Origin of the sequence: Aureimonas sp. ME7, assembly GCF_903970965.1 — a bacterium.
In the GTDB taxonomy this organism is placed as follows: domain Bacteria; phylum Pseudomonadota; class Alphaproteobacteria; order Rhizobiales; family Rhizobiaceae; genus Aureimonas.
Genome location: NZ_CAJCKW010000002.1, coordinates 371,719 through 390,954, shown reverse-complemented (window position 1 = coordinate 390,954; position 19,236 = coordinate 371,719). Strand labels below are relative to the sequence as shown.

Annotated in this window: 20 protein-coding genes; 11 read left to right on the top strand and 9 right to left on the bottom strand. The window is 65.0% G+C overall.

The features are described 5' to 3' along the window. The first annotated feature begins 86 nt into the window (after positions 1-86). A complete protein-coding gene (locus tag H7A85_RS05365; RefSeq protein WP_182084849.1) occupies positions 87-449 on the top strand; it encodes a DUF971 domain-containing protein in 363 nt (120 codons plus the stop codon). Positions 450-461: 12 nt separating this feature from the next. On the opposite strand, the gene H7A85_RS05360 is transcribed toward H7A85_RS05365, so the two are convergent. The 3 genes from H7A85_RS05360 to H7A85_RS05350 form a co-directional block, all read right to left on the bottom strand. After that, positions 462-1,208, bottom strand: a complete 747-nt coding sequence (locus H7A85_RS05360) for a proteasome-type protease (RefSeq protein WP_182084848.1) — start codon at positions 1,206-1,208, stop codon at positions 462-464. A 153-nt stretch (positions 1,209-1,361) separates the two neighbouring features. Beyond that, on the bottom strand, positions 1,362-2,303 hold the full coding sequence (locus tag H7A85_RS05355) for an alpha-E domain-containing protein (protein WP_182084847.1): 942 nt from the start codon (positions 2,301-2,303) through the stop codon (positions 1,362-1,364). Between the two features lie 55 nt (positions 2,304-2,358). After that, positions 2,359-3,753: a circularly permuted type 2 ATP-grasp protein gene (locus H7A85_RS05350; RefSeq protein ID WP_210270224.1), complete on the bottom strand. Its 1,395-nt coding sequence runs from the start codon at positions 3,751-3,753 to the stop codon at positions 2,359-2,361. 193 nt (positions 3,754-3,946) lie between these two features. Here H7A85_RS05350 and H7A85_RS05345 point away from each other — a divergent pair, with 193 nt between their 5' ends. From H7A85_RS05345 to H7A85_RS05320, 6 genes are all read left to right on the top strand, one after another. Then, positions 3,947-4,957, top strand: a complete 1,011-nt coding sequence (locus H7A85_RS05345; RefSeq protein WP_182084845.1) for a sugar-binding transcriptional regulator — start codon at positions 3,947-3,949, stop codon at positions 4,955-4,957. Between the two features lie 112 nt (positions 4,958-5,069). Further along, positions 5,070-6,389, top strand: coding sequence for a sugar ABC transporter substrate-binding protein (locus H7A85_RS05340; RefSeq protein ID WP_182084844.1), 1,320 nt, complete (start codon positions 5,070-5,072; stop codon positions 6,387-6,389). A gap of 173 nt (positions 6,390-6,562) precedes the next feature. Beyond that, positions 6,563-7,426 carry a sugar ABC transporter permease gene (locus H7A85_RS05335; protein WP_182084843.1) on the top strand — a complete coding sequence of 288 codons (864 nt, stop codon included), beginning with the start codon at positions 6,563-6,565 and terminating at the stop codon, positions 7,424-7,426. A gap of 3 nt (positions 7,427-7,429) precedes the next feature. Beyond that, a complete protein-coding gene (locus tag H7A85_RS05330) occupies positions 7,430-8,260 on the top strand; it encodes a carbohydrate ABC transporter permease (RefSeq protein ID WP_182084842.1) in 831 nt (276 codons plus the stop codon). 25 nt (positions 8,261-8,285) lie between these two features. Next, positions 8,286-9,287, top strand: coding sequence for an ABC transporter ATP-binding protein (locus tag H7A85_RS05325; RefSeq protein WP_182084841.1), 1,002 nt, complete (start codon positions 8,286-8,288; stop codon positions 9,285-9,287). A gap of 207 nt (positions 9,288-9,494) precedes the next feature. After that, a complete protein-coding gene (locus H7A85_RS05320; RefSeq protein WP_244631001.1) occupies positions 9,495-10,520 on the top strand; it encodes a glycosyltransferase in 1,026 nt (341 codons plus the stop codon). A 6-nt stretch (positions 10,521-10,526) separates the two neighbouring features. Here H7A85_RS05320 and H7A85_RS05315 read toward each other — a convergent pair whose 3' ends face one another. The 3 genes from H7A85_RS05315 to rfbA all read right to left on the bottom strand — a co-directional run bounded on the left by H7A85_RS05315 (position 10,527) and on the right by rfbA (position 13,133). Beyond that, positions 10,527-11,279 (bottom strand): ABC transporter ATP-binding protein, encoded by a 753-nt coding sequence (locus H7A85_RS05315; RefSeq protein ID WP_182084839.1) that lies wholly within the window; start codon positions 11,277-11,279, stop codon positions 10,527-10,529. Between the two features lie 6 nt (positions 11,280-11,285). Beyond that, positions 11,286-12,131, bottom strand: coding sequence for an ABC transporter permease (locus H7A85_RS05310; protein WP_244630963.1), 846 nt, complete (start codon positions 12,129-12,131; stop codon positions 11,286-11,288). Between the two features lie 126 nt (positions 12,132-12,257). Beyond that, positions 12,258-13,133: a glucose-1-phosphate thymidylyltransferase RfbA gene (gene rfbA, locus H7A85_RS05305; protein ID WP_182084837.1), complete on the bottom strand. Its 876-nt coding sequence runs from the start codon at positions 13,131-13,133 to the stop codon at positions 12,258-12,260. Positions 13,134-13,310: 177 nt separating this feature from the next. On the opposite strand from rfbA, the gene rfbC reads away from it, so the two are divergent. The 4 genes from rfbC to H7A85_RS05285 are packed head-to-tail and all read left to right on the top strand — an operon-like array spanning position 13,311 to position 16,767. Then, the gene (gene rfbC, locus H7A85_RS05300) at positions 13,311-13,886 is read left to right on the top strand and encodes a dTDP-4-dehydrorhamnose 3,5-epimerase (RefSeq protein WP_182084836.1); all 576 of its coding nucleotides are present in this window, start codon (positions 13,311-13,313) and stop codon (positions 13,884-13,886) included. Further along, on the top strand, positions 13,883-14,953 hold the full coding sequence (gene rfbB, locus H7A85_RS05295; RefSeq protein WP_182084835.1) for a dTDP-glucose 4,6-dehydratase: 1,071 nt from the start codon (positions 13,883-13,885) through the stop codon (positions 14,951-14,953). Before rfbC ends, rfbB begins: the two co-directional genes overlap by 4 nt. After that, positions 14,950-15,831 carry a dTDP-4-dehydrorhamnose reductase gene (rfbD, locus tag H7A85_RS05290; RefSeq protein WP_182084834.1) on the top strand — a complete coding sequence of 294 codons (882 nt, stop codon included), beginning with the start codon at positions 14,950-14,952 and terminating at the stop codon, positions 15,829-15,831. The genes rfbB and rfbD overlap by 4 nt, the downstream gene beginning before the upstream one ends. A gap of 3 nt (positions 15,832-15,834) precedes the next feature. Next, positions 15,835-16,767 carry a rhamnan synthesis F family protein gene (locus H7A85_RS05285; protein ID WP_182084833.1) on the top strand — a complete coding sequence of 311 codons (933 nt, stop codon included), beginning with the start codon at positions 15,835-15,837 and terminating at the stop codon, positions 16,765-16,767. Here H7A85_RS05285 and H7A85_RS05280 read toward each other — a convergent pair. From H7A85_RS05280 to H7A85_RS05270, 3 genes are all read right to left on the bottom strand, one after another. Beyond that, positions 16,751-17,800, bottom strand: coding sequence for a Gfo/Idh/MocA family oxidoreductase (locus H7A85_RS05280; RefSeq protein ID WP_182084832.1), 1,050 nt, complete (start codon positions 17,798-17,800; stop codon positions 16,751-16,753). The two genes, H7A85_RS05285 and H7A85_RS05280, sit on opposite strands and share 17 nt — an antisense overlap. Positions 17,801-17,816: 16 nt before the next feature. Continuing rightward, entirely contained in the window at positions 17,817-18,467 is a 651-nt protein-coding gene (locus H7A85_RS05275; protein WP_182084831.1) for a DedA family protein, read from the bottom strand. Between the two features lie 141 nt (positions 18,468-18,608). After that, complete coding sequence (locus tag H7A85_RS05270; protein ID WP_182084830.1) at positions 18,609-19,235, bottom strand: DUF2076 domain-containing protein; 627 nt, start codon at positions 19,233-19,235, stop codon at positions 18,609-18,611. Position 19,236: the final 1 nt, after the last annotated feature.

Here is a 19,236-nt window from a genome sequence, read left to right as displayed (position 1 = left end):
CCTTTCGTGGCTGGGATGCTTGCGAATGTGGAAAGGTTGGGTCATGAAATCAACCCGTTGAGCCGGGAAGACTGGTGAGCCACGACATGAGCCGAACGCAATCCCCGACGCCCGACGAACTCGTCGTTTCCAAGGATCGTCGCCGTTTGACGCTGCGATATCCCGGCGGGGAGGCCTCGGAACTGACCGCCGAGTTCCTGCGCGTCATCTCGCCTTCGGCCGAGGTCCAGGGGCATTCGCCCGACCAGAAGGTGACGGTCGCCGGCAAGCGCGACGTCGCCATCAGCGATATCCGACCGATCGGTCACTATGCCGTGCGCATCGTCTTCGACGACGGCCACGATTCGGGGCTTTATACCTGGAGCTACCTGTTCCGGCTGGGCGCCGAAAAGGATGCGCTCTGGCAGGCGCATCTCAATGATCTCGCGGCGAAGAAGCTCAGCCGCTGACGCCGGCCGGTTTCAAGCCGACGGCGCCTTCGGCTCGAACGAGGGCAAGCTTTCGAAGGCCGACTTGAGAGCGTCCGACCAGCTGTCCGAGATCGCGCGGTAATAGGGATCGCGGTGATCGAAGCGCTGGCGAAAGCCCGCTGCGAGACTGTCCGTCTCGTAGCCCTGCACGTCGATCGGCAGGCCGACCGAGAGGTTCGACTTGATGGTCGAATCGAAGGACACGAGAAGCAGCTTCACCGCCTCTTCGAGCGGCATGTTCGGCTCGTAGGTCCGCACCAGGATCGGGCGACCGTACTTGTGCTCGCCGATCTGGAAAAACGGGTTGTCGGGACCCGCCTCGATGAAGTTGCCTTCGGGGTAGATCATGAAGAGGCGAGGGCGGCTGCCGGCGATCTGGCCGCCCAGAATGAAGCTGCCCATGAAGCGGCTCGAGGCTTCCTGGCCGCCTTCGGTCGTGTAGGAGATGACCTCCTTCAGCGTTTCGCCGACGAGCTTGGCCGTTTGGAACATCGACGGCTGCGCCAGAAGCGACGACTTGCGATGCGAGGGGAGCCGGCAGCGCTCCTCCAGAAGGGAGATCGTGGACTGCGTCGTCGCGAGATTGCCCGCGCTCAGAAGGCAGAGGAATCGTTCGCCCGGCACTTCCCAGGTGCGAAGCTTGGTGACGACGGAAATGTTGTCGATGCCCGCGTTCGTCCGGGTGTCCGACATGAACACCATTCCGCGTTCCAGAAGAAGTCCGACGCAGTAGGTCATTGCCTTCCGCTCCCCGTCGCTCGATCGCCATCCCAGCGCCAAAGCTTGGCAGCCGGAGGTAGCGGTATTCCTACCGATAGCCCATGCGACAAGGGGGCGAAGCGAACTTCGTCCCGACTGCGGCATTCCCGCCGCACAGAACGCGCTGTCGGGTCAGGAGTAGAAGCTGTAGGCGCGGGCGATCTCGTTCGACAAGCGGTTGTTGGCGACGATGATTTCCTCCAGGAATTCATGCAGCCCGTTGTCGATGATGTCCTTCACCGTGCCCGCCTCCAGACGGGCCGCGATGGAGCGCGCCGTTTCGTGGGCCTCGTGCTCCGCGCCGTAGGCGCGGGAGAGAAATTCCAGACTGTCGTTGATGCAGCGATAGGAATAGGCGAGCGATCGCGGCATGCGACGGTTCAAGAGCAAGAAGTCGACGATGTCGACCGCCCGGAAGTCCGCATCGTATTCCCAGGCATAGGAGCGCAGCGCCGACACCGAACGCAGGATCGAGCCCCATTGGTAGTTGTCGAGCGAGGAGCCGACGGAGGAATGCTCGGGCAGAAGCACCCAGTATTTCACGTCGAGGATGCGGGCCGTGTTGTCGGCGCGCTCGACGAAGGTGCCGAGATTGCAGAAGTCGAAGATCGAGTTGCGAAGCATCGTTCCGTAGAACGAGCCGCGGATCAGCGCCGTCTGCGCCTTGACCATGGCCAGCACGGCCGGGAGATCGTCCACGGGGCGCGACAGCTGGCGCTTGAGCACGATCCAACTTTCGTTGATCGCCTCCCAGGTTTCGCGCGTCAGGGCCGTGCGCACCATGCGCCCGTTGGTGCGCGCGACACCGATCGAGGACAGAACGCTCGACGGATTGTCGAGGTCGCGAAGCATGTAATCGACGATATGAGTGGGGTCGAACTCGGCGTATTTCGTGAGGTATCCGGTCTCGACACCCGCCGAAACCAACACCGACTGCCACTCGTCGGGCTCCGACGACAGGTTCGTCAGGGATAGGCGGAGCCCGGCATCGAGCAGGCGTGCCATGTTTTCCGCGCGCTCGATGTAGCGTTGCATCCAGAACAGGCCGTTGGCGGTGCGTCCGAGAAGAGGCATGGGGTGTGGTGGTGTCCTATGGCGTCGACGCGATGGGCGGGAGCGGGCGGAAGCGCTAGTCCTCCAGCACCCAGGTATCCTTGGTCCCGCCGCCCTGGCTGGAATTGACCACGAGCGAGCCCTCGGTGAGCGCGACGCGCGTCAGGCCGCCGGGGATGATCTTCACCGTGTCGGACACGAGAACGAAGGGCCGGAGATCGACGTGGCGGGGCGCCAGGCCCTTTTCCGTGAGGATCGGGACGGTGGAAAGGGCGAGCGTCGGCTGCGCGATGTAGTTGCCTGGCCGCTCTCGCAGCTTGGCCGCGAAGGTTTCGCGCTCGGCCTTGGACGCGGCGGGGCCGACCAGCATGCCGTAGCCACCCGAGCCGTGAACCTCCTTGACCACCAGCTCGTGCAGGTTGTCGAGCACGTGGGCAAGGCTGTCAGCCTCGGCGCATCGCCATGTCGGCACGTTTTCGAGGATCGCCTTGCGCCCGGTATAGAACTCGACGATCGCCGGCATGTAGGAATAAATCGCCTTGTCGTCGGCGATGCCGGTGCCCGGCGCGTTGGCGATGGTGATGCCGCCCGACCGGTAGACGTCCATGATGCCGGGCACGCCGAGCACCGATTCGGGATTGAACGTCAATGGATCGAGATAGGCGTCGTCCACCCGGCGGTAGAGGACGTCGATCGGCAGGTAGCCTTCCGTCGTGCGCATGGCGATGCGCCCGTCGATCAGCTTGAGATCGGAACCCTCGACGAGCTCGACGCCCATCTGGTCGGCCAGAAAGGCGTGTTCGTAATAGGCGGAGTTGTGGATGCCGGGCGTCAGGATGGCGACGCGGGGGACACCGCGCGTGGCGTCCGGCGCGGTCGCCTGCAGCGAGCGGCGCAGGTGCCGCGGATAGTTCTCGACCGGGCGAACCCGGTTCTGCGCGAAGAGTTCGGGAAACATCTGCATCATCGTTTCCCGGTTCTCGATCATGTAGGACACGCCCGACGGTGTGCGGGCATTGTCCTCCAGGACGTAGAACTGGTTCTCGGCAGTGCGAACGATGTCGACGCCGATGATGTGCGTGTAGACTCCGCCAGGGGGACGAAACCCGACCATCTGCGGAATGAACGCCTCGTTCCCATCGATCAGCCGTCGGGGGACGATCCCGGCTTTGACGATCTCCTGATCGTGATAGATGTCGTCGAGGAAAGCGTTGAGGCCGCGCACCCGCTGCTCGATGCCTTCGGCCAGCGCGCTCCATTCCCTCCCCGAGATGATGCGCGGAACGAGATCGAATGGGATCAGCCGTTCGGCGGCCTCCTCCTGGCCGTAGACGTTGAAGGTGATGCCCGTTCGACGGAAGAAACTCTCCGCTTCGCTGGCCTTGGCAGCCAGCGTCTGCGGCACCTGGTTCTCGTACCAGGACTGGAAACGACGATAGGGGGCTCGAACACCGTTCGTATCGACCAGCATCTCGTCGAATGTCGTCAAATCCCGTGCTCCTCGCTGACTTGCAACATCAGAATGCGTCAAATCGGCAAGATTCCAAGGTCTCTTTCCCACCGGTTGCGATATTCTCAAGCGGATTGGGCAGATCTTGCCGACGATGCATCGACCTTCATCGCGCGGATGCCCAATGAATGAGCAGATCAGGGAGACGGTCCACATGAGTAGGGCAACGGAGGATGCCGGAGGCCGCCTGGACGACGCCGCCAGAGCGGGCTGGCTCTACTACATCGCCGGCAAGACGCAGGAGGAAATCGCCGCCCAGCTCGGAATTTCGAGACAGGGCGCGCAGCGACTCGTTTCACTCTCGGTTTCGGCCGGGCTCGTGAAGGTGCGCATCGATCACCCAATCGCCGCCTGCCTCGAGCTTGGCCGCCGGCTCCAGGACAGGTTCGCCCTGACGTCGGTGGAGGTCGTGCCGTCCGACGAAACCTCCCCGTCCACCACGCTCGGCATCGCGGAAGCCTGCGCCAGCCGAATCGAGCGCACGCTCCTCCAGGCCGAACCGCTCGTCATCGGCATCGGCACGGGGCGCACGCTCCGCGCGGCGGTGGAGAACCTTCCGCGCATCCGCTGCCCGCAGCACCGCCTCGTATCGCTCACCGGTAACATCGCGCCGGACGGCTCGGCCGCCGTCTACAACGTCATCTTCTCGCTCGCCGACAAGATCGACGCCGCCCACTACCCCATGCCCTTGCCCGTCGTTGCCTCCTCGCCCGGCGAGCGAAGCCTTCTGCATCAGCAGAAGGTGGTGCAAATCTCGCTGCAGCTGGCGCGTCAGGCCGACATCGCGTTCGTAGGGATCGGCGAAGTCGGGCCGCAGGCGCAGCTCCTGATGGACCGCTTCATTTCGGAAAGCGAACGCGACGAACTCGTGGCCACAGGGGGGATCGGAGAGATCGTCGGCTGGGTCTACGATCGCGACGGGCATATCCTCGACTGCGCCTTCAACAAGCGGGTCGTCAGTGCGCCGTTCCCATTGCGAAAGAGTGCCGAAGTGGTCGGCGTCGCGATGGGGGAGCCCAAACGCGAAAGCATTCTGGCGGCCCTGTCGGGCGGCCTCGTCGACAGCCTGATCACCGATGAACAGACCGCCATCGCGCTTTTGTCGTCCGAAACGTCCAGCGCGCAGCCGGTATCGAAGTTCGCGGCCACGCGAGGATCGGGATAAATTCAATTCGTTCGGCGTTGCAAAACGGGAATCGATTGACTTGCCCGAAACTGGATGAGAATTTGCCCGAGGATTGGGTATTTGCCCATGGAATGGCTCGGGAGGCCTTCATATGACGAAACGGCTTGGGTTCGCTTGCGCGATCGCGCTCGCGGCGTCGGTTGCGATGCCGGCGATGGCGCAGACGACGTTGACGATCGGCACCGTCAACAACAACGACATGATCCGCATGCAGGGTCTGACGTCGGAGTTCACCAAGGCCCATCCGGACATCATGGTGAACTGGGTCACGCTTGAGGAGAACATCCTTCGCCAGCGCGTCACCACCGATATCGCGACCAAGGGCGGCCAGTTCGACATCATGACGATCGGCACCTACGAGGTTCCGATCTGGTCGAAGCAGCAGTGGCTGTCGCCGCTCGAGAACCTCGGCACCGAATACGACGCCGACGATCTCCTGCCGCCGATCCGCGCCGCGCTTTCGACGGATGGCAAACTCTTCGCCGCGCCGTTCTACGCCGAAAGCGTGATGACGCTCTACCGCAAGGACCTCCTCGACAAGGCCGGGCTTAAGATGCCCGAGAAGCCGACCTGGGACTTCATCTCGGAAGCGGCCGAGAAGATGACCGACAAGAACGCCGGGGTCTACGGCATCTGCCTGCGCGGCAAGCCGGGCTGGGGCGAGAACATGGCGTTTCTCGGCAACATGGCCCGCGAGTTCGGCGCGAACTACTTCGACGCCGACTGGAAGCCGCAGTTCGAAAGCGAAGGCTGGAAAAAGGCCGTGTCGCTCTACGTCGACCTGATGACCAAGTACGGTCCTCCGGGCGCGGCCTCCAACGGATTCAACGAGAACCTGTCCTTGTTCGGCCAGGGCAAGTGCGGCATGTGGATGGATGCGACCGTGGCCGCGTCCTTCGTGACCGATCCGAAGCAAAGCCAGGTGGCCGACCAGGTCGGCTTCGCGCCGGCGCCTTGCGGCACGGACAGCTGCCCGAACGAAGGTGCCAACTGGCTCTGGGCGTGGTCGCTCGCCATTCCGGCTTCCTCGCAGAAGAAGGAAGCCGCCGAGACCTTCATCTCCTGGGCGACGTCCAAGGCCTATGCCGACCTCGTGGCTTCCAAGGAAGGCTGGGCCAACGTGCCTCCGGGTACGCGCACCTCGCTCTACGCCAACGACGAGTACAAGAAGGCTGCGCCCTTCGCCGAGCAGACGCTTGCCGCGATCAACCGCGCCGATCCGAGTTCGGGACCGGACAAGCCCTATGTCGGCCTCCAGTTCGCCGCGATCCCCGAGTTCCAGGGCCTTGGTACGGCGGTCGGTCAGGTGATGGCAGCCGCTCTGTCGGGCCAGCAGACCGTGGATCAGGCGCTGGCCGCGGCGCAGGCCCAGGCGACGCGCGAGATGACGCGCGCCGGCTACATCAAGTAGCATCTCGAAGCGCGGCCCCAGGCGATGCGCCGGGGGCCGCGGTCGAAATCGACGTGGCGGGCCCTCCGGCGGCCCGCCCGCAATCGTTTCCCCCGAGCACCACTCCGATACGGTCTTGGCCTCGCGCGAGCGGGCCATAGGTTCCGTTGGACGAACGATCTGGACCGATCCCCATGGCGACAACGCATACGAGGTCCGCGGCGCGGGCGATGATGGCGCCTTCGGTGATCGCGCTCTTCATCTGGATGCTCGTGCCACTGGCGCTGACGCTGTGGTTCTCGACGCTGCGCTACACGTTCTACGATCCGCTGACGCCGTTCATCGGGATCGAGAACTACACCTACTTTCTGACAGACCCGCGCTTCATCAGCGCGTTCCAGAACACGCTGATCCTCGTTGCCGGCGTTCTCGCCATCACCGTGATCGGCGGCACGCTGATCGCGCTTCTCCTCGACCAGCAGTTCTTCGGCCAGTCGCCGGTGCGCCTTCTCGTGCTGGCGCCATTCTTCGTCATGCCGACGGTCGCCGCGCTGGTCTGGAAGAACATGATGATGAACCCGGTCTATGGCGTGATCGGGCAGGCGCTGAACGCGATTGGCCTGCCGTCGGTGGACTGGCTGACGAACTATCCGCTTCTTTCGATCATCATCATCGTCGCCTGGCAGTGGTTGCCCTTCGCCACCCTGATCTTCCTGACCTCGCTCCAGTCCCTCTCGGAGGACCAGAAGGAGGCGGCCGAGATGGACGGCGCCAAGCCGTTGTCGATCTTCTTCTACATCACCCTGCCGCACATGAAGCGCGCGATCACGGTGGTGATCCTGATCCAGACGATCTTCCTCCTGTCGATCTACGCCGAGATTTTCGTGACGACGGGCGGCGGCGTGTCCTCGTCCAACCTGCCGTTCCTGATCGCCTCGATCATCTCGCTGGAAGGCGACGTCGGAACGGCGTCGGCCGGCGGCATCGTCGCGGTGGTGCTCGCCAACATCGTCTCGATCTTCCTCGTGCGCCTCGTCGGCAAGAACCTGGAGGCCTGATCCGTGGCGCGCCGCGTTTCCACCCAGCGTAAGATCGTGATGACCGTCCTCGCTTGGGCGGTCGGTCTCTTGATCTTCTTCCCCATCCTCTGGACGGTCCTGACCTCGTTCAAGTCCGAGCTCGACGCGATCTCGATCCCGCCGAAGTTCGTCTTCTTCAACTGGACGACGGAGAATTACGCCGCCATCCAGGAGCAGAGGAACTACTTCTCGTTCCTTCTGAACTCGATCTACCTGTCGCTCGGATCGACGCTGCTCGGCCTCGTTTTCGCCATTCCCGCCGCCTGGGCGATGGCCTTCTCGCCGACGCCCAAGACGCGCGGCGTACTTCTGTGGATGCTGTCGACGAAGATGATGCCGGCGGTCGGTGCGCTGGTGCCGGTCACCATCCTGTTCCGCAATTTCGGCCTTCTCGACAGCCGCATCGGGTTGATCGTCATCCTGTTCCTGATCAACCTGCCGATCGTGGTGTGGATGCTCTACACCTACTTCAAGGAAATCCCTGGCGAGATTCTGGAAGCGGCGCGCATGGACGGGGCGAACCTGCGCCAGGAACTGTTCCGCGTGCTGGCTCCGATGGCGCTGCCGGGCATCGCCTCGACGATCCTTCTCAACGTCATCCTCGCCTGGAACGAGGCGTTCTGGACGCTGCTTCTGACCACCACGAACGCGGCGCCGCTGACCGCATTCATCGCGTCGTTCTCCAGCCCCCAGGGCAATTTCTACGCCAAGCTTTCGGCGGCCTCGACGCTCGCCATCGCACCCATCCTGATCATCGGCTGGTTCTCCCAGAAGCAGCTCGTCCGCGGCCTGACGTTCGGCGCCGTGAAATGAAGCCCATTCGCCTGAGGTCCGAGCCATGAGTTCCATCACGCTGCAGAACGTCCAGAAGCGCTTCGGCGACGCGGAGATCATTCCCGGCATCGATCTGGAGATCGGGGACGGGGAGTTCGTGGTCTTCGTCGGTCCGTCCGGCTGCGGCAAGTCCACGCTTCTTCGCCTGATCGCGGGACTGGAGGACGTCAGCGGCGGCCAGATCCGGATCGACGGAACGGACGTTACCCACGCGGCGCCCGCCAAGCGTGGGCTCGCCATGGTGTTCCAGTCCTACGCGCTCTATCCGCACATGACGGTGGCGGCCAATATCGGCTTCCCGCTGAAGATGGCCGGCATGGACAAGGCGGCGATCGACGCCAAGGTGAAGGGCGCAGCGGCGACGTTGAACCTCACCGACTATCTCCACCGCCGCCCGCGCGAATTGTCCGGCGGCCAGCGCCAGCGCGTCGCCATCGGTCGCGCCATCGTGCGCGAACCGCAGGGCTTCCTGTTCGACGAGCCCTTGTCGAACCTCGACGCAGCCTTGCGCGTCAACATGCGCCTCGAGCTGTCCGAACTGCATCAGCAGCTGAAAACGACCATGATTTACGTCACCCACGATCAGGTGGAAGCCATGACCATGGCCGACAAGATCGTGGTTCTGAACCGTGGCCGTGTCGAGCAGTTCGGCTCGCCGCTCGAACTCTACACCCGGCCCGCCAACCTCTTCGTCGCCGGCTTCATCGGCTCGCCGAAGATGAACTTTATCGCCGGCCCCTACGCGTCGGGTTTCCAGGCGGCGACCGTCGGCATCCGTCCCGAGCATCTGGCGATCTCCAAGAGCGAGGGCGTGCTGCGCGGGACGGCGGGTGTGTCGGAGCATCTCGGCTCCGACACCTTCGTCCACATCACGCTCGACAACGGCGAGCCTGTCACCGCGCGCTCGCCCGGCGACTTCCGTGTCGCTCACGGCGACACGGTGTGGCTGACGCCGGAAGCCGATCGTATCCACCGCTTCGACGAGAAGGGATTGGCCATCCGCTGATCCCCGTGATGGGGGCATCCTCGTGGGTCGAGGAGGCGATCCCCATCATTCCGCCGTTGTCTTGCCGTTTCCATCGCTTCGGAACCGCTGCATGCGCCGGCATGCGGCGACAGCCGGCGTTGTTCGGAACGTTTCCATTTTGCGTGGAAACGTGACAATGGCATGCGCTCCGAAACTGGATACCGAAAGATCGATCGCTTGGAACTGATGAAGCAGCAGGGCGCGCGTCCCCATACGGTCGTCGCCATCATCGCGCTCTACAACGGAGCGGAGTTCATCGAACGATCGATCCGAACCGTTCTGGCGCAGACGCGTCAGCCCGACGAGTTCATCGTCGTCGATGACGGCTCCACCGACGACGGCCCCGCCATCGTAGAGCGGCTGGCGGTAGAGTTTCCCTCCATTCGCCTTCTGCACAAGGAAAACGGCGGCCAGTCGTCGGCTCGCAACCATGCGATCGCCAATTCGACGAGCAGTCTGATCGCGCTTCTGGATCAGGACGACGGCTGGTATCCCGACCACTTGGAGGAATTGGCCAAGCCCTTCGAGGAGGAAGATCACTTCAAGCTCGGCTGGGTCTACAGCAATCTCGACGAGTGCGACCGGTTCGGGCGAATGCGCAACCGACGGATGCTGAGCCTAATGCGCCAGGAGCATCCCAAGACGCGGCTCGAGAAGTGCCTAGCCGACGACATGTTCATCCTCCCCTCGGCTTCGCTGATCCTGCGTGAAGCGTTCGAATCGGTCGGGGGCTTCGACGAGCGCCTCAGCGGCTACGAGGACGACGATCTGTTCGTCCGGCTGTTCCGCGCCGCCTGGAACAACGTCTTCATCGACAAGGCGCTGTCCTACTGGTGCATCTATACCGGATCGACCTCCTACTCGCCGCGCATGGCGCGCTCGCGCATGATCTATTTCGAAAAGCTCTACGAGGATTTCGACAATTCCGACATGCCGGCGCAGACGCAGTGGAAGGATGTCATCGTCCACCGCTTCTATATGATCGTGCTCAGCGAGATGCATCGCGCCTCGCTGCTCGGCGACGAGGCGCTCTACGAGAACTCCGTTCGCGACATCGAACGCATCATTCCCTTCCTTCCCGCCCACAGCAAGCGCAAGGCCAAACTTCGTATGGCTGTCATGCGGTCCTACCCGCGCGCGCGCTTCCTGCGCCGGGTCGGGGCTTTCAAGCTCATGCGGACCGGTCGCAACCTGATGCTACGCAGAGGCTGAGCGGAATCAGCTCTTGAGAGAGGCCTGATAGGCCTCCAGCACCTCGTCGATCCCGCCTTCCATGCGCTTGCGCCCGTGCTCCATCCAGATCGCGGTGGTGCACCATTGGCGCAGCAACTCGTCGGAATGCGAGGCGATCACCAGAAGCCCTGCTTCGCCGATGAAGGCGCGCATGCGCTCCTTCGCTTGCTGGATGAAGGCGGCGTCGCCGGCGCCGATGCCTTCGTCGATCAGAAGGATATCGGGGCGGATGGAGGTCGAGACGGCAAAGGCGAGGCGCGTCGCCATGCCGGTGGAATAGGTGCGCAGCGGCATGTCGAGGAAGGCCCCGAGATCGCTGACGGCGCCGATCTCGTCCATCCGGCGACGGATCTCGGACTTCGAATAGCCGAGGAGCCGTCCGCGCAGGACGATGTTGTCCCAGCCCGTGGCGTCCGGATCCATCCCGAAGGCAAGATCGAACATCGGCGCGGTCTCGCCTTCGACGCGGACGTGGCCTCCCGTCGGGGCATAGATGCCCGCCATGACGCGCAGGATCGTGGATTTGCCGGCGCCGTTGTGCCCGACGAGGCCGAGGCGCGTGCCGTGTTCGAGGTTCAAGGACAGGCCGTCGATCGCGCGCACGCTGAGGCGTTTGGTGTCGCGCGGGCTGATCTGCCCGCCGGTCGCCGCGGAGATGATGTTGTTCTTCAGCGAGCGGTTGCTGGCGTTGAAGACCGGAATGTCGACCGAGACGTTTTCGAAGGTGACGGAGGCCATTTGGGGTCAGGCCCAATATGCGATGCGCGTGCGATAGCGCGAGAAGAAGGTGAAGGCGACGAGGCCCATGACGATCGTCATGCCGATGCAGGCGAGCCAGTTCTGTAGGAGGGCAGGGCTGCCGAGGAGCGGATCGCGCAGGATCTCGATGAGGTGGTAGAACGGATTGAGCGTCAGGAACACGGCGCGGTCGGGCAGCATGGTGGCGTTCCAAAGGATCGGCGTCATGAAGAAGACGACCTGAACGACGCTGCTGACGATCAGCGGAATGTCGCGAAAGCGCGCGCAGAGGGGCCCGAGGATCATCGCGGCGAAGACGCCGTTCAGAAGCAGGATCGCCAGCGCCGGAAAGAACAGAAGACCCGTCACGCCCGGCCAGATGTCGAAGATGATGGCGACGAGGATGTAGATGACGAAATTGTGCCCGAAGGTCAGGAGCTGCCGCCACACGAACTGCAGGATGTAGACGCTGAGCGGCATTCGGATCTGCCGCACGGAAGCGGCCGCCGAGGAATAGATCTCGCAGGCGCCGTTGATGAGCCCAGCAATCAAGCCCCACATGATGAAGCCGATTGCCAGGAACGGCAGGTAGGTCGCCACGTCCTGCTTGAAGATCTGCGAGTAGAGGACGCCGAGGCCCGCCACCATCACGCCCATCGACAGCGTCAGCCAGAAGGGCCCTAGCACCGAGCGGCTGTAGTGCTTCTTGACGTCGCGCCAGCCCAGAAACAGCCAGAGCTCGTGCAGCTTGATGGCTTCGGAGAAGTCCTCGCGCGTTTCGCGCATCATGGCCGGGCGATCCCGACGGCCGTCGGCGACCCACGTACGGGCGGCGGTGGTGCCTGCTGTCACGCGTTCCATGTCCTTCAAGTCGTCTCCGGTCAGCACCCAGACAGCGAACCGTTCCGGCCCGCCCGTCTTGCCGCCGGAGCGGCACCTGATACTCCGATGTCGCCCGGCGTTACAAGCGCGGCCCGTTCAGCCGCGCGACTGCGCCGCGATCTTCTGCAGGTAGATGCCGTAGGTGCTCTTGCCGAGCTCGCGGCCGAGGCGCTCGAGCTGGTCGGCGTCGATGAAGCCGAGGTTGAAGGCGATTTCCTCGGGGCAGGAAATCTTGAACCCCTGCCGGTGCTCCAGCGTGCGCACGAATTCCGACGCTTCCAGAAGCGAATCGGGGGTCCCCGTGTCGAGCCAGGCGAAGCCCCGTCCCATGCACTGGACGCTGAGCGAGCCTTCCTCGAGATAGAGGCGGTTGAGATCCGTGATCTCCAGCTCGCCGCGCGGCGAGGGTTTCAGCTGGCGCGCCAGCGACGAAGCGCGCCCGTCGTAGAAATACAACCCCGTCACCGCCCAGTTCGAAGCGGGGTTGGCAGGCTTTTCCTCGATCGTCGTCGCCTTGCCCGCCTTGTCGAAGGACACGACGCCGTACCGCTCGGGATCGTTGACGTGATAGGCGAAGACGCTCGCCCCGGTCGGCTTGGCGGCGGCGCCCTGGAGAAGCTCCGGCAGGCCGTGGCCGTAGAAGAGGTTGTCGCCCAGAACCAGCGCCGAAGGCTCGCCCGCCACGAACTCCTCGCCGATCAGGTAGGCCTGCGCCAGACCGTCCGGGCTCGGCTGCTCGGCATAGGTGAAGGACACGCCCCAACGCTCACCGGTGCCGAGAAGCGCGCGAAAGCGCGGCAGGTCGTGCGGCGTCGAGATGATCAGGATCTCTCGGATGCCGGACAGAAGCAGGGTCGACAGCGGATAGTAGATCATCGGCTTGTCGTAAACCGGCAGCAGCTGCTTGGACGCAGTCAGCGTCATCGGGTGGAGACGCGTGCCGCTGCCGCCTGCGAGAATGATGCCCTTCATGCCGATGCCTCTTTTCGTCCGTCGTCGTGCGGGAGGTTGCGGCGGTGGTGTATCCGTTGGCGGCCGAACTTGCCAGTTGGATATGCCGATCGCCCCACCATCGCGCCGCTTTTCCTTGCAGCGTGGGCCGCGATGACGCAGAAAGCGTTCCGACCGAACCAGCACGAAGGCTGCCCCATGCTCGATATCCGGCCCTTGGATATCCCCGAGGTTCTCGAACTCAAACCCCGCAAGTTCGGCGACGACCGGGGCTTCTTTTCCGAAACCTTCAACCGGCAGCGGCTGAAGGGGCAGGGGGTCGATATCGACTGGATGCAGGACAACCAATCCTATTCGGCTGAAGTCTTCACGCTGCGCGGCCTGCACTATCAGGAGCCGCCCTTCGCTCAGGACAAGCTGGTGCGCGTCCTGCGCGGCCGCATCCTCGATGTGGCGGTGGACATCCGGAAGGGCTCTCCGACCTATCGGCGATGGGTCGCCCTCGAACTTTCGGCGGACGCGTTCAACCAGATTCTCGTGCCGGTCGGCTTCGCGCACGGGTTCCTGACGCTCGAGCCGCATACGGAAGTGTTCTACAAGGTGTCCGCCCCCTATAGCGGCGAGCACGACCGCTCCATCCGCTTCGACGACCCGGATTTCGCGATCTCCTGGCCGCTCGACGGCCGCGATCCCGTGCTCTCGGCCAAGGACAAGGCGGCCCCGCGGCTCGCTGAGATCGAATCCCCCTTCGTGTATTCGGGAGCATCGGCGTGAACATTCTCGTCACCGGCGGCGCCGGCTTCATCGGCTCGGCCGTCTGCCGGCATCTCGTGCGCGACACCGAGCATTCGGTCGTCAATCTCGACAAGCTGACCTATGCTGCGAACCTCACCTCGCTGAACGCCATCGAGAACAGCCCGCGCTATCGCTTCGTGCAAGGCGACATCCTCGACCGCGCGCTCGTGGCCGATCTCCTGCGAGAGCACGAGATCGACGCGATCATGCATCTGGCGGCGGAAAGCCATGTGGATCGCTCGATCGATGGTCCGGGCGACTTCATCCAGACCAATATCGTCGGCACCTACGAGCTTCTGGAAGCCGCTCGTGCCTACTGGTCCGGGCTGACCGGCGCGAAGAAGGAGGGTTTCCGCTTCCATCACATCTCGACCGACGAGGTGTATGGCGATCTTCCGCTGGACGACAGCCTCTTCACGGAGGAAACGCCCTACGCGCCGTCCTCGCCCTATTCTGCGTCCAAGGCCTCGTCCGATCACCTCGCGATGGCGTGGCACCACACGTATCACATGCCGGTGGTGCTCTCGAACTGCTCCAACAACTACGGTCCCTACCATTTCCCCGAGAAGCTGATCCCGCTCGTGATCCTCAACGGGCTGGAGGGCAAGCGCCTGCCGGTCTACGGCAAGGGCGAGAACGTGCGCGACTGGCTCTATGTCGACGACCACGCCCGCGCGCTGGCCCTCGTCGCGACCAAGGGCGAGCCGGGCCGCTCCTACAATATCGGCGGGCGCAACGAGCGCTCCAACCTCGCCGTCGTGGAGACGATCTGCGATACGCTGGACCGCTTGTCGCCGCTGGAAAACGGGCGCTCGCGCCGCGAGCTGATCGACTTCGTTTCCGACCGTCCGGGGCACGACCTTCGCTATGCCATCGACGCGACGCGCATCGAGACCGAACTCGGCTGGCGCGCGGAGGAAACGTTCGAGACCGGTCTCGAAAAAACCATCGCCTGGTATCTCGAGAATCCGGAGTGGTGGCGGCCGATTCGCGAGAAGCGCTATTCCGGCGAGCGTCTGGGTGCGGCGAAGGCGCCTGCCGCATGAGGCTTCTGGTCACCGGGCGCGAAGGCCAGGTCGCCCAGGCCCTTCTCGGCGCGGCGGGCGAGGGCGTCGAAGTCTCGGCGATCGGGCGCCCCGCGCTCGACCTGACGGACCGCGCCTCGATCGACGCCGCGATCGCCGGTGTTCGGCCGGACGTGGTGGTGAACGCCGCCGCCTATACGGCGGTGGACAAGGCCGAAGGCGACGAAGCCGCCGCCTTCGCGATCAACGCGCAAGGGGCCGGGAACGTCGCCGCGGCCGCCGCCGAAGCCGGCCTTCCGGTGATCCACATCTCCACCGACTACGTGTTTTCCGGCGACAAGGCGGGGCCCTATGTCGAAACCGACGCGACCGGACCGAAGGGCGTCTACGGTCGCTCCAAGCTAGTGGGCGAAGAGGCCGTCGCACGTGCCAACCCGTCGCATGTCATCCTGCGCACGGCCTGGGTCTACGGGCCCTACGGCAACAACTTCCTGAAGACGATGCTGCGGTTGGCCAGCGATCGCGACACGCTGCGCGTCGTCGGCGATCAGCACGGTACGCCGACCTATGCGCCCGACATCGCCGCGGGCATCCTGACGGTTGCCCGCTCGTTGGTGGATCGCGGCGAAGATGCGCCCTTCGGCACCTACCACATGGTGGCCGACGGCGAGACGACCTGGGCGGGCTTCGCGGCCGAGATTCTGGCGCGTTCGGCCGAACTCGGCGGCGCGAGCGCGCGGGTTGAGGCGATCGGCACGGCGGACTACCCGACGCCCGCTGCGCGACCTGCCAACTCGCGGCTCGACACGGCGAAGTTTCGCTCGGCCTTCGATCATGCGCTGCCGGACTGGCAGAGCGGCGTCGTGCGTTGCCTAGCCGCCTTGCGCGCCGCCGCCTGACGCATGAGGGGTGTTCCGGTCGTCTTCGTCCATGTCCATTATCCCGATGTTTGGGCGGAGATGGCGGCCGAAATCGGCGCCGCCTTTTCCCGGCCGTTCGGGCTGGTGCTGACGTGCCGCGACGAAGGGATGGAACTCGCCGCCGTCGACAGCCCGCATCTGGCCTTTTGCGAGCGGGTGACGGTCGAAAACCGGGGGCGGGACGTTCTCCCCTTCATGAAGGCGCTGCAGGCGCGGTCCACCGGTTTCGAGATCGGGCTGAAGCTGCACACCAAGCGCTCGACGCACCGCGAGGACGGCGAGGACTGGCGCCGGTTCCTCGCGCGCTCGCTTCTGGCAGGTGGGGGCGGCAATCCCTTTGTCTTGGACGCGATGGAGCGCGAGCCTCGGATCGGCCTCGTCGCACCCGAGGCCCATCTTCTGGAGCTGCGCTCGCGCATCGTTCTCAACCGGCGCATCACGCGACGCATGATCGACGCCATGTCGCTCGATCTCGACCTCGGCGCGCTGGAAACCCGACGCTTCGCCGCCGGGTCGATGTTCTGGTTTCGTCGGGACGCCCTTCTGCCCTTCGCCGATCCTTCGCTCGACCGGCTATTCGTGGCCGAGCGCGGACAGTTGGACGGGACGGCCGCGCATGCGGCGGAGCGCCTCTTTGCGGCTGTAGCGGAAACGCGCGGATATCTGGCGACCGCGACGGAAGCGCTGGAGCCGCTGTCGCATCTCGATCCGGCGAAGGCGCCGCTGGACGACTTGCGGCGCGTGTCCGAGCGGGCGGTCGCGAGCAGCCGCAACCCTTTCATCCTGCCGCTCGCCCAGTTCTGGCGCCGCTATCCGGTGGCGCTTGTCGCGGCGCACTACCTTTATGCCTATGCGCCCAAGCCCGTTTGGCGCACCGCGCGCGCCATGCTGAAACGCTTCACGGTCGATCGCTGAAGCGGTCGAGAATGCCGAGCACCGCGATCGACTGCGCCAGCGGCATCACCGGGCTGTCCGTCGCGCCGGCATGCATGAGTTCGGCGAAGTGATCCGCCTGATATTGAAGCCCGGTTCCGCGATAAAGCGTCGGCACCGGACGCTCGCGCCACTGCGACAGGAAGCTGCGTAGGGCCTTCGACCGCCCGCCCTGCTTGCCGGGTAGTGGTTGCATTAATGGTTTCCCCTCCGATGGCGAGGAAGATCGGCGCAGCGATACGGATGGCGGGCAGAGGAACGGCGCCTGGATGCGCAACCGTCCGCCTGTACCCGACAGATGAGCATCGTTTCGCCCCTCCGCCAGAAACGAGAAACCGAGCGTCGCCACCGCGTTCGGATAGCGCAGGAGGAGGCCGCCGGCCATCGGCACGCCGTTCGGCGCAGGTATCGCGGTGTGCGCGACATCTTCGGGCGGTCCCAGCAGGTGAAACGCTAGCGAGAGCGGGTAAACGCCGAGGTCGAGATGGGCGCCGCCGCCGAGCGCGGGGTCGAAGAGGCGGCTTCCCGGATCGAACGCGTTGGGGTAGCCGAGCTGCGCCTCGAACTGCCGGATCTCGCCGATCCAACCGTCGTCTAGCATCCGCTTGGCGGTCTGAATGCCGGGTGTGAAGCGCATCCACATGGCCTCCATGCACAGAACACCGATACTCGAAGCCGCCTCGGCAATCTCGCGTGCTTCGCTCGCGCCGGCCGCCAACGGCTTCTCGACGAGAACCGGCTTTCCCGCCGCGATCGCGGCCAGCGCATGTGTCCGGTGTTGGGCCGTCGGGCTCGCGATGTAGACGGCGTCGACCGAGGGATGCGAAAGGACCTCGTCGAGCGTTCCTCCGAACGCGCCCGGGGCGAGGTGCCCTACCAACGCACGGGCGCGGTCCGCGTCGCGCGAGGCGACGGCCGCGACACGGCCGCTGGCGGAATGGAGGAGGTCGCCGCCGAAGCGCTCGGCGATCACGCCGGTGCCGACGATGCCCCAGCCGATGCGGGCGGGCGCCACCGGCGCGGCCCCTCGCTCAGCTCGCGCTCCGAACCGGACGCCGCGCCCGCCGATCCCTGCCGAAATGGCGGCTGCCGACGACCGTCGCGATCGCGGTGACGGCGAGGATTCCGAGAAGAAGAATGAGGACGGTGCCGCCGGACATTTCGGTCAAGCCCTGCGCGCCCTTCATGCCGAGCCATCCCGGGGCGAACATGGCCGGCGCCCAGACGACGGCCGAGAGGACGTTGGCGAGCTGAAACCGCTTCTGGTCCATCGCCATCATGCCGGCGACGAGCGGCACGGTGGACCGGATCGGCCCGAGGAAACGCCCGAGGAACACCGCCCAGAAACCGTAGCGGCGGAAGAACAGCCGGGTCTTGGCCACCGCATGGCGATACCGGCGCAAGGGGCGGCGATGCACGATGCCGGGGCCGAGCCAGCGTCCGAGAAAGTAGGAGATCACGTCGCCGACCACGGCACCGACGGCGGCGGCGATCAGCGTGGTCACGGGATCGATGACGCCCGAGCCCATCATGCCGCCGATCAGCAGCATCACGGCGGTTGCCGGAATGACGAGACCGACGAGCACAAGCGACTCGCCGAGGCAGATTCCCGCCACGATGACGGCTGCCCAGCCTGGATTGGCTCGGATCAGTTCACCGAGTTCGACAAGAAAGGCGTCCATCGTGAGTGCTGCCGCGCAAGAAGTATGGCCGGATCGGAGCGCCCAGCATCGGGGCCGAGCGCGACGAAGGAATGACGAGGCCCGATCCTAGACCGGATCGGGCCTCGATTTGGTAAACGATTGCGTGGCTTGGGTAAAAGATCAGATTTCGTCGAAGCCGCCGCCGTCGTCGAAGAAGCCGCCCTCGTCGGCGGTCTCGTCGACGGCCGGCTCGTGCTGCTCCGGCTCGGACGCCGGGGTTTCGGCAGCCTGCGCTTCGCCGCTGCCGAACATGCCCCCGATCGCGTTGCCCAGGAGGACGCCGCCCGCAACGCCCATCGCGGTCTGCGCTGCACCGGCGAGGAAGCCCCCGCCGCCGCGCCCAGCCATCATGCCGCCCTGCGGGGCCGCCGCGCCCGCCCCGCCCCAGGGGCCGGCACCGGACCCCGGACGCGCGGCCTGCGGTGCGTAGGCCGGAGAAGGCGCTTGTCGTGCGGGAGCCTCGTTGCCGCCGAACATGCGCGACAGGAAGCCGCCGCCGCTGCCCGCCTGCGGAGCGCGCGCGTTCGACGCGTCGGCGCGAAGCGCGTCGAGTTCGCGCTGCTGGTTCTCCAGCGCCGCCTGCTGCATCACGATGGTCTGCGCCATGTAGTAGGGCGAGGCCGGCTGCTGGCCGATGCGCTCCGCGATGAAGCGCTCGGCTTCCGCATCCCGCTGCGGCATGTCGCGCTCGACGGTGCCGAGCTTGTCGAAAAGGCCCGAAATGGCCTGACGGTCGTTGGTGTCCATC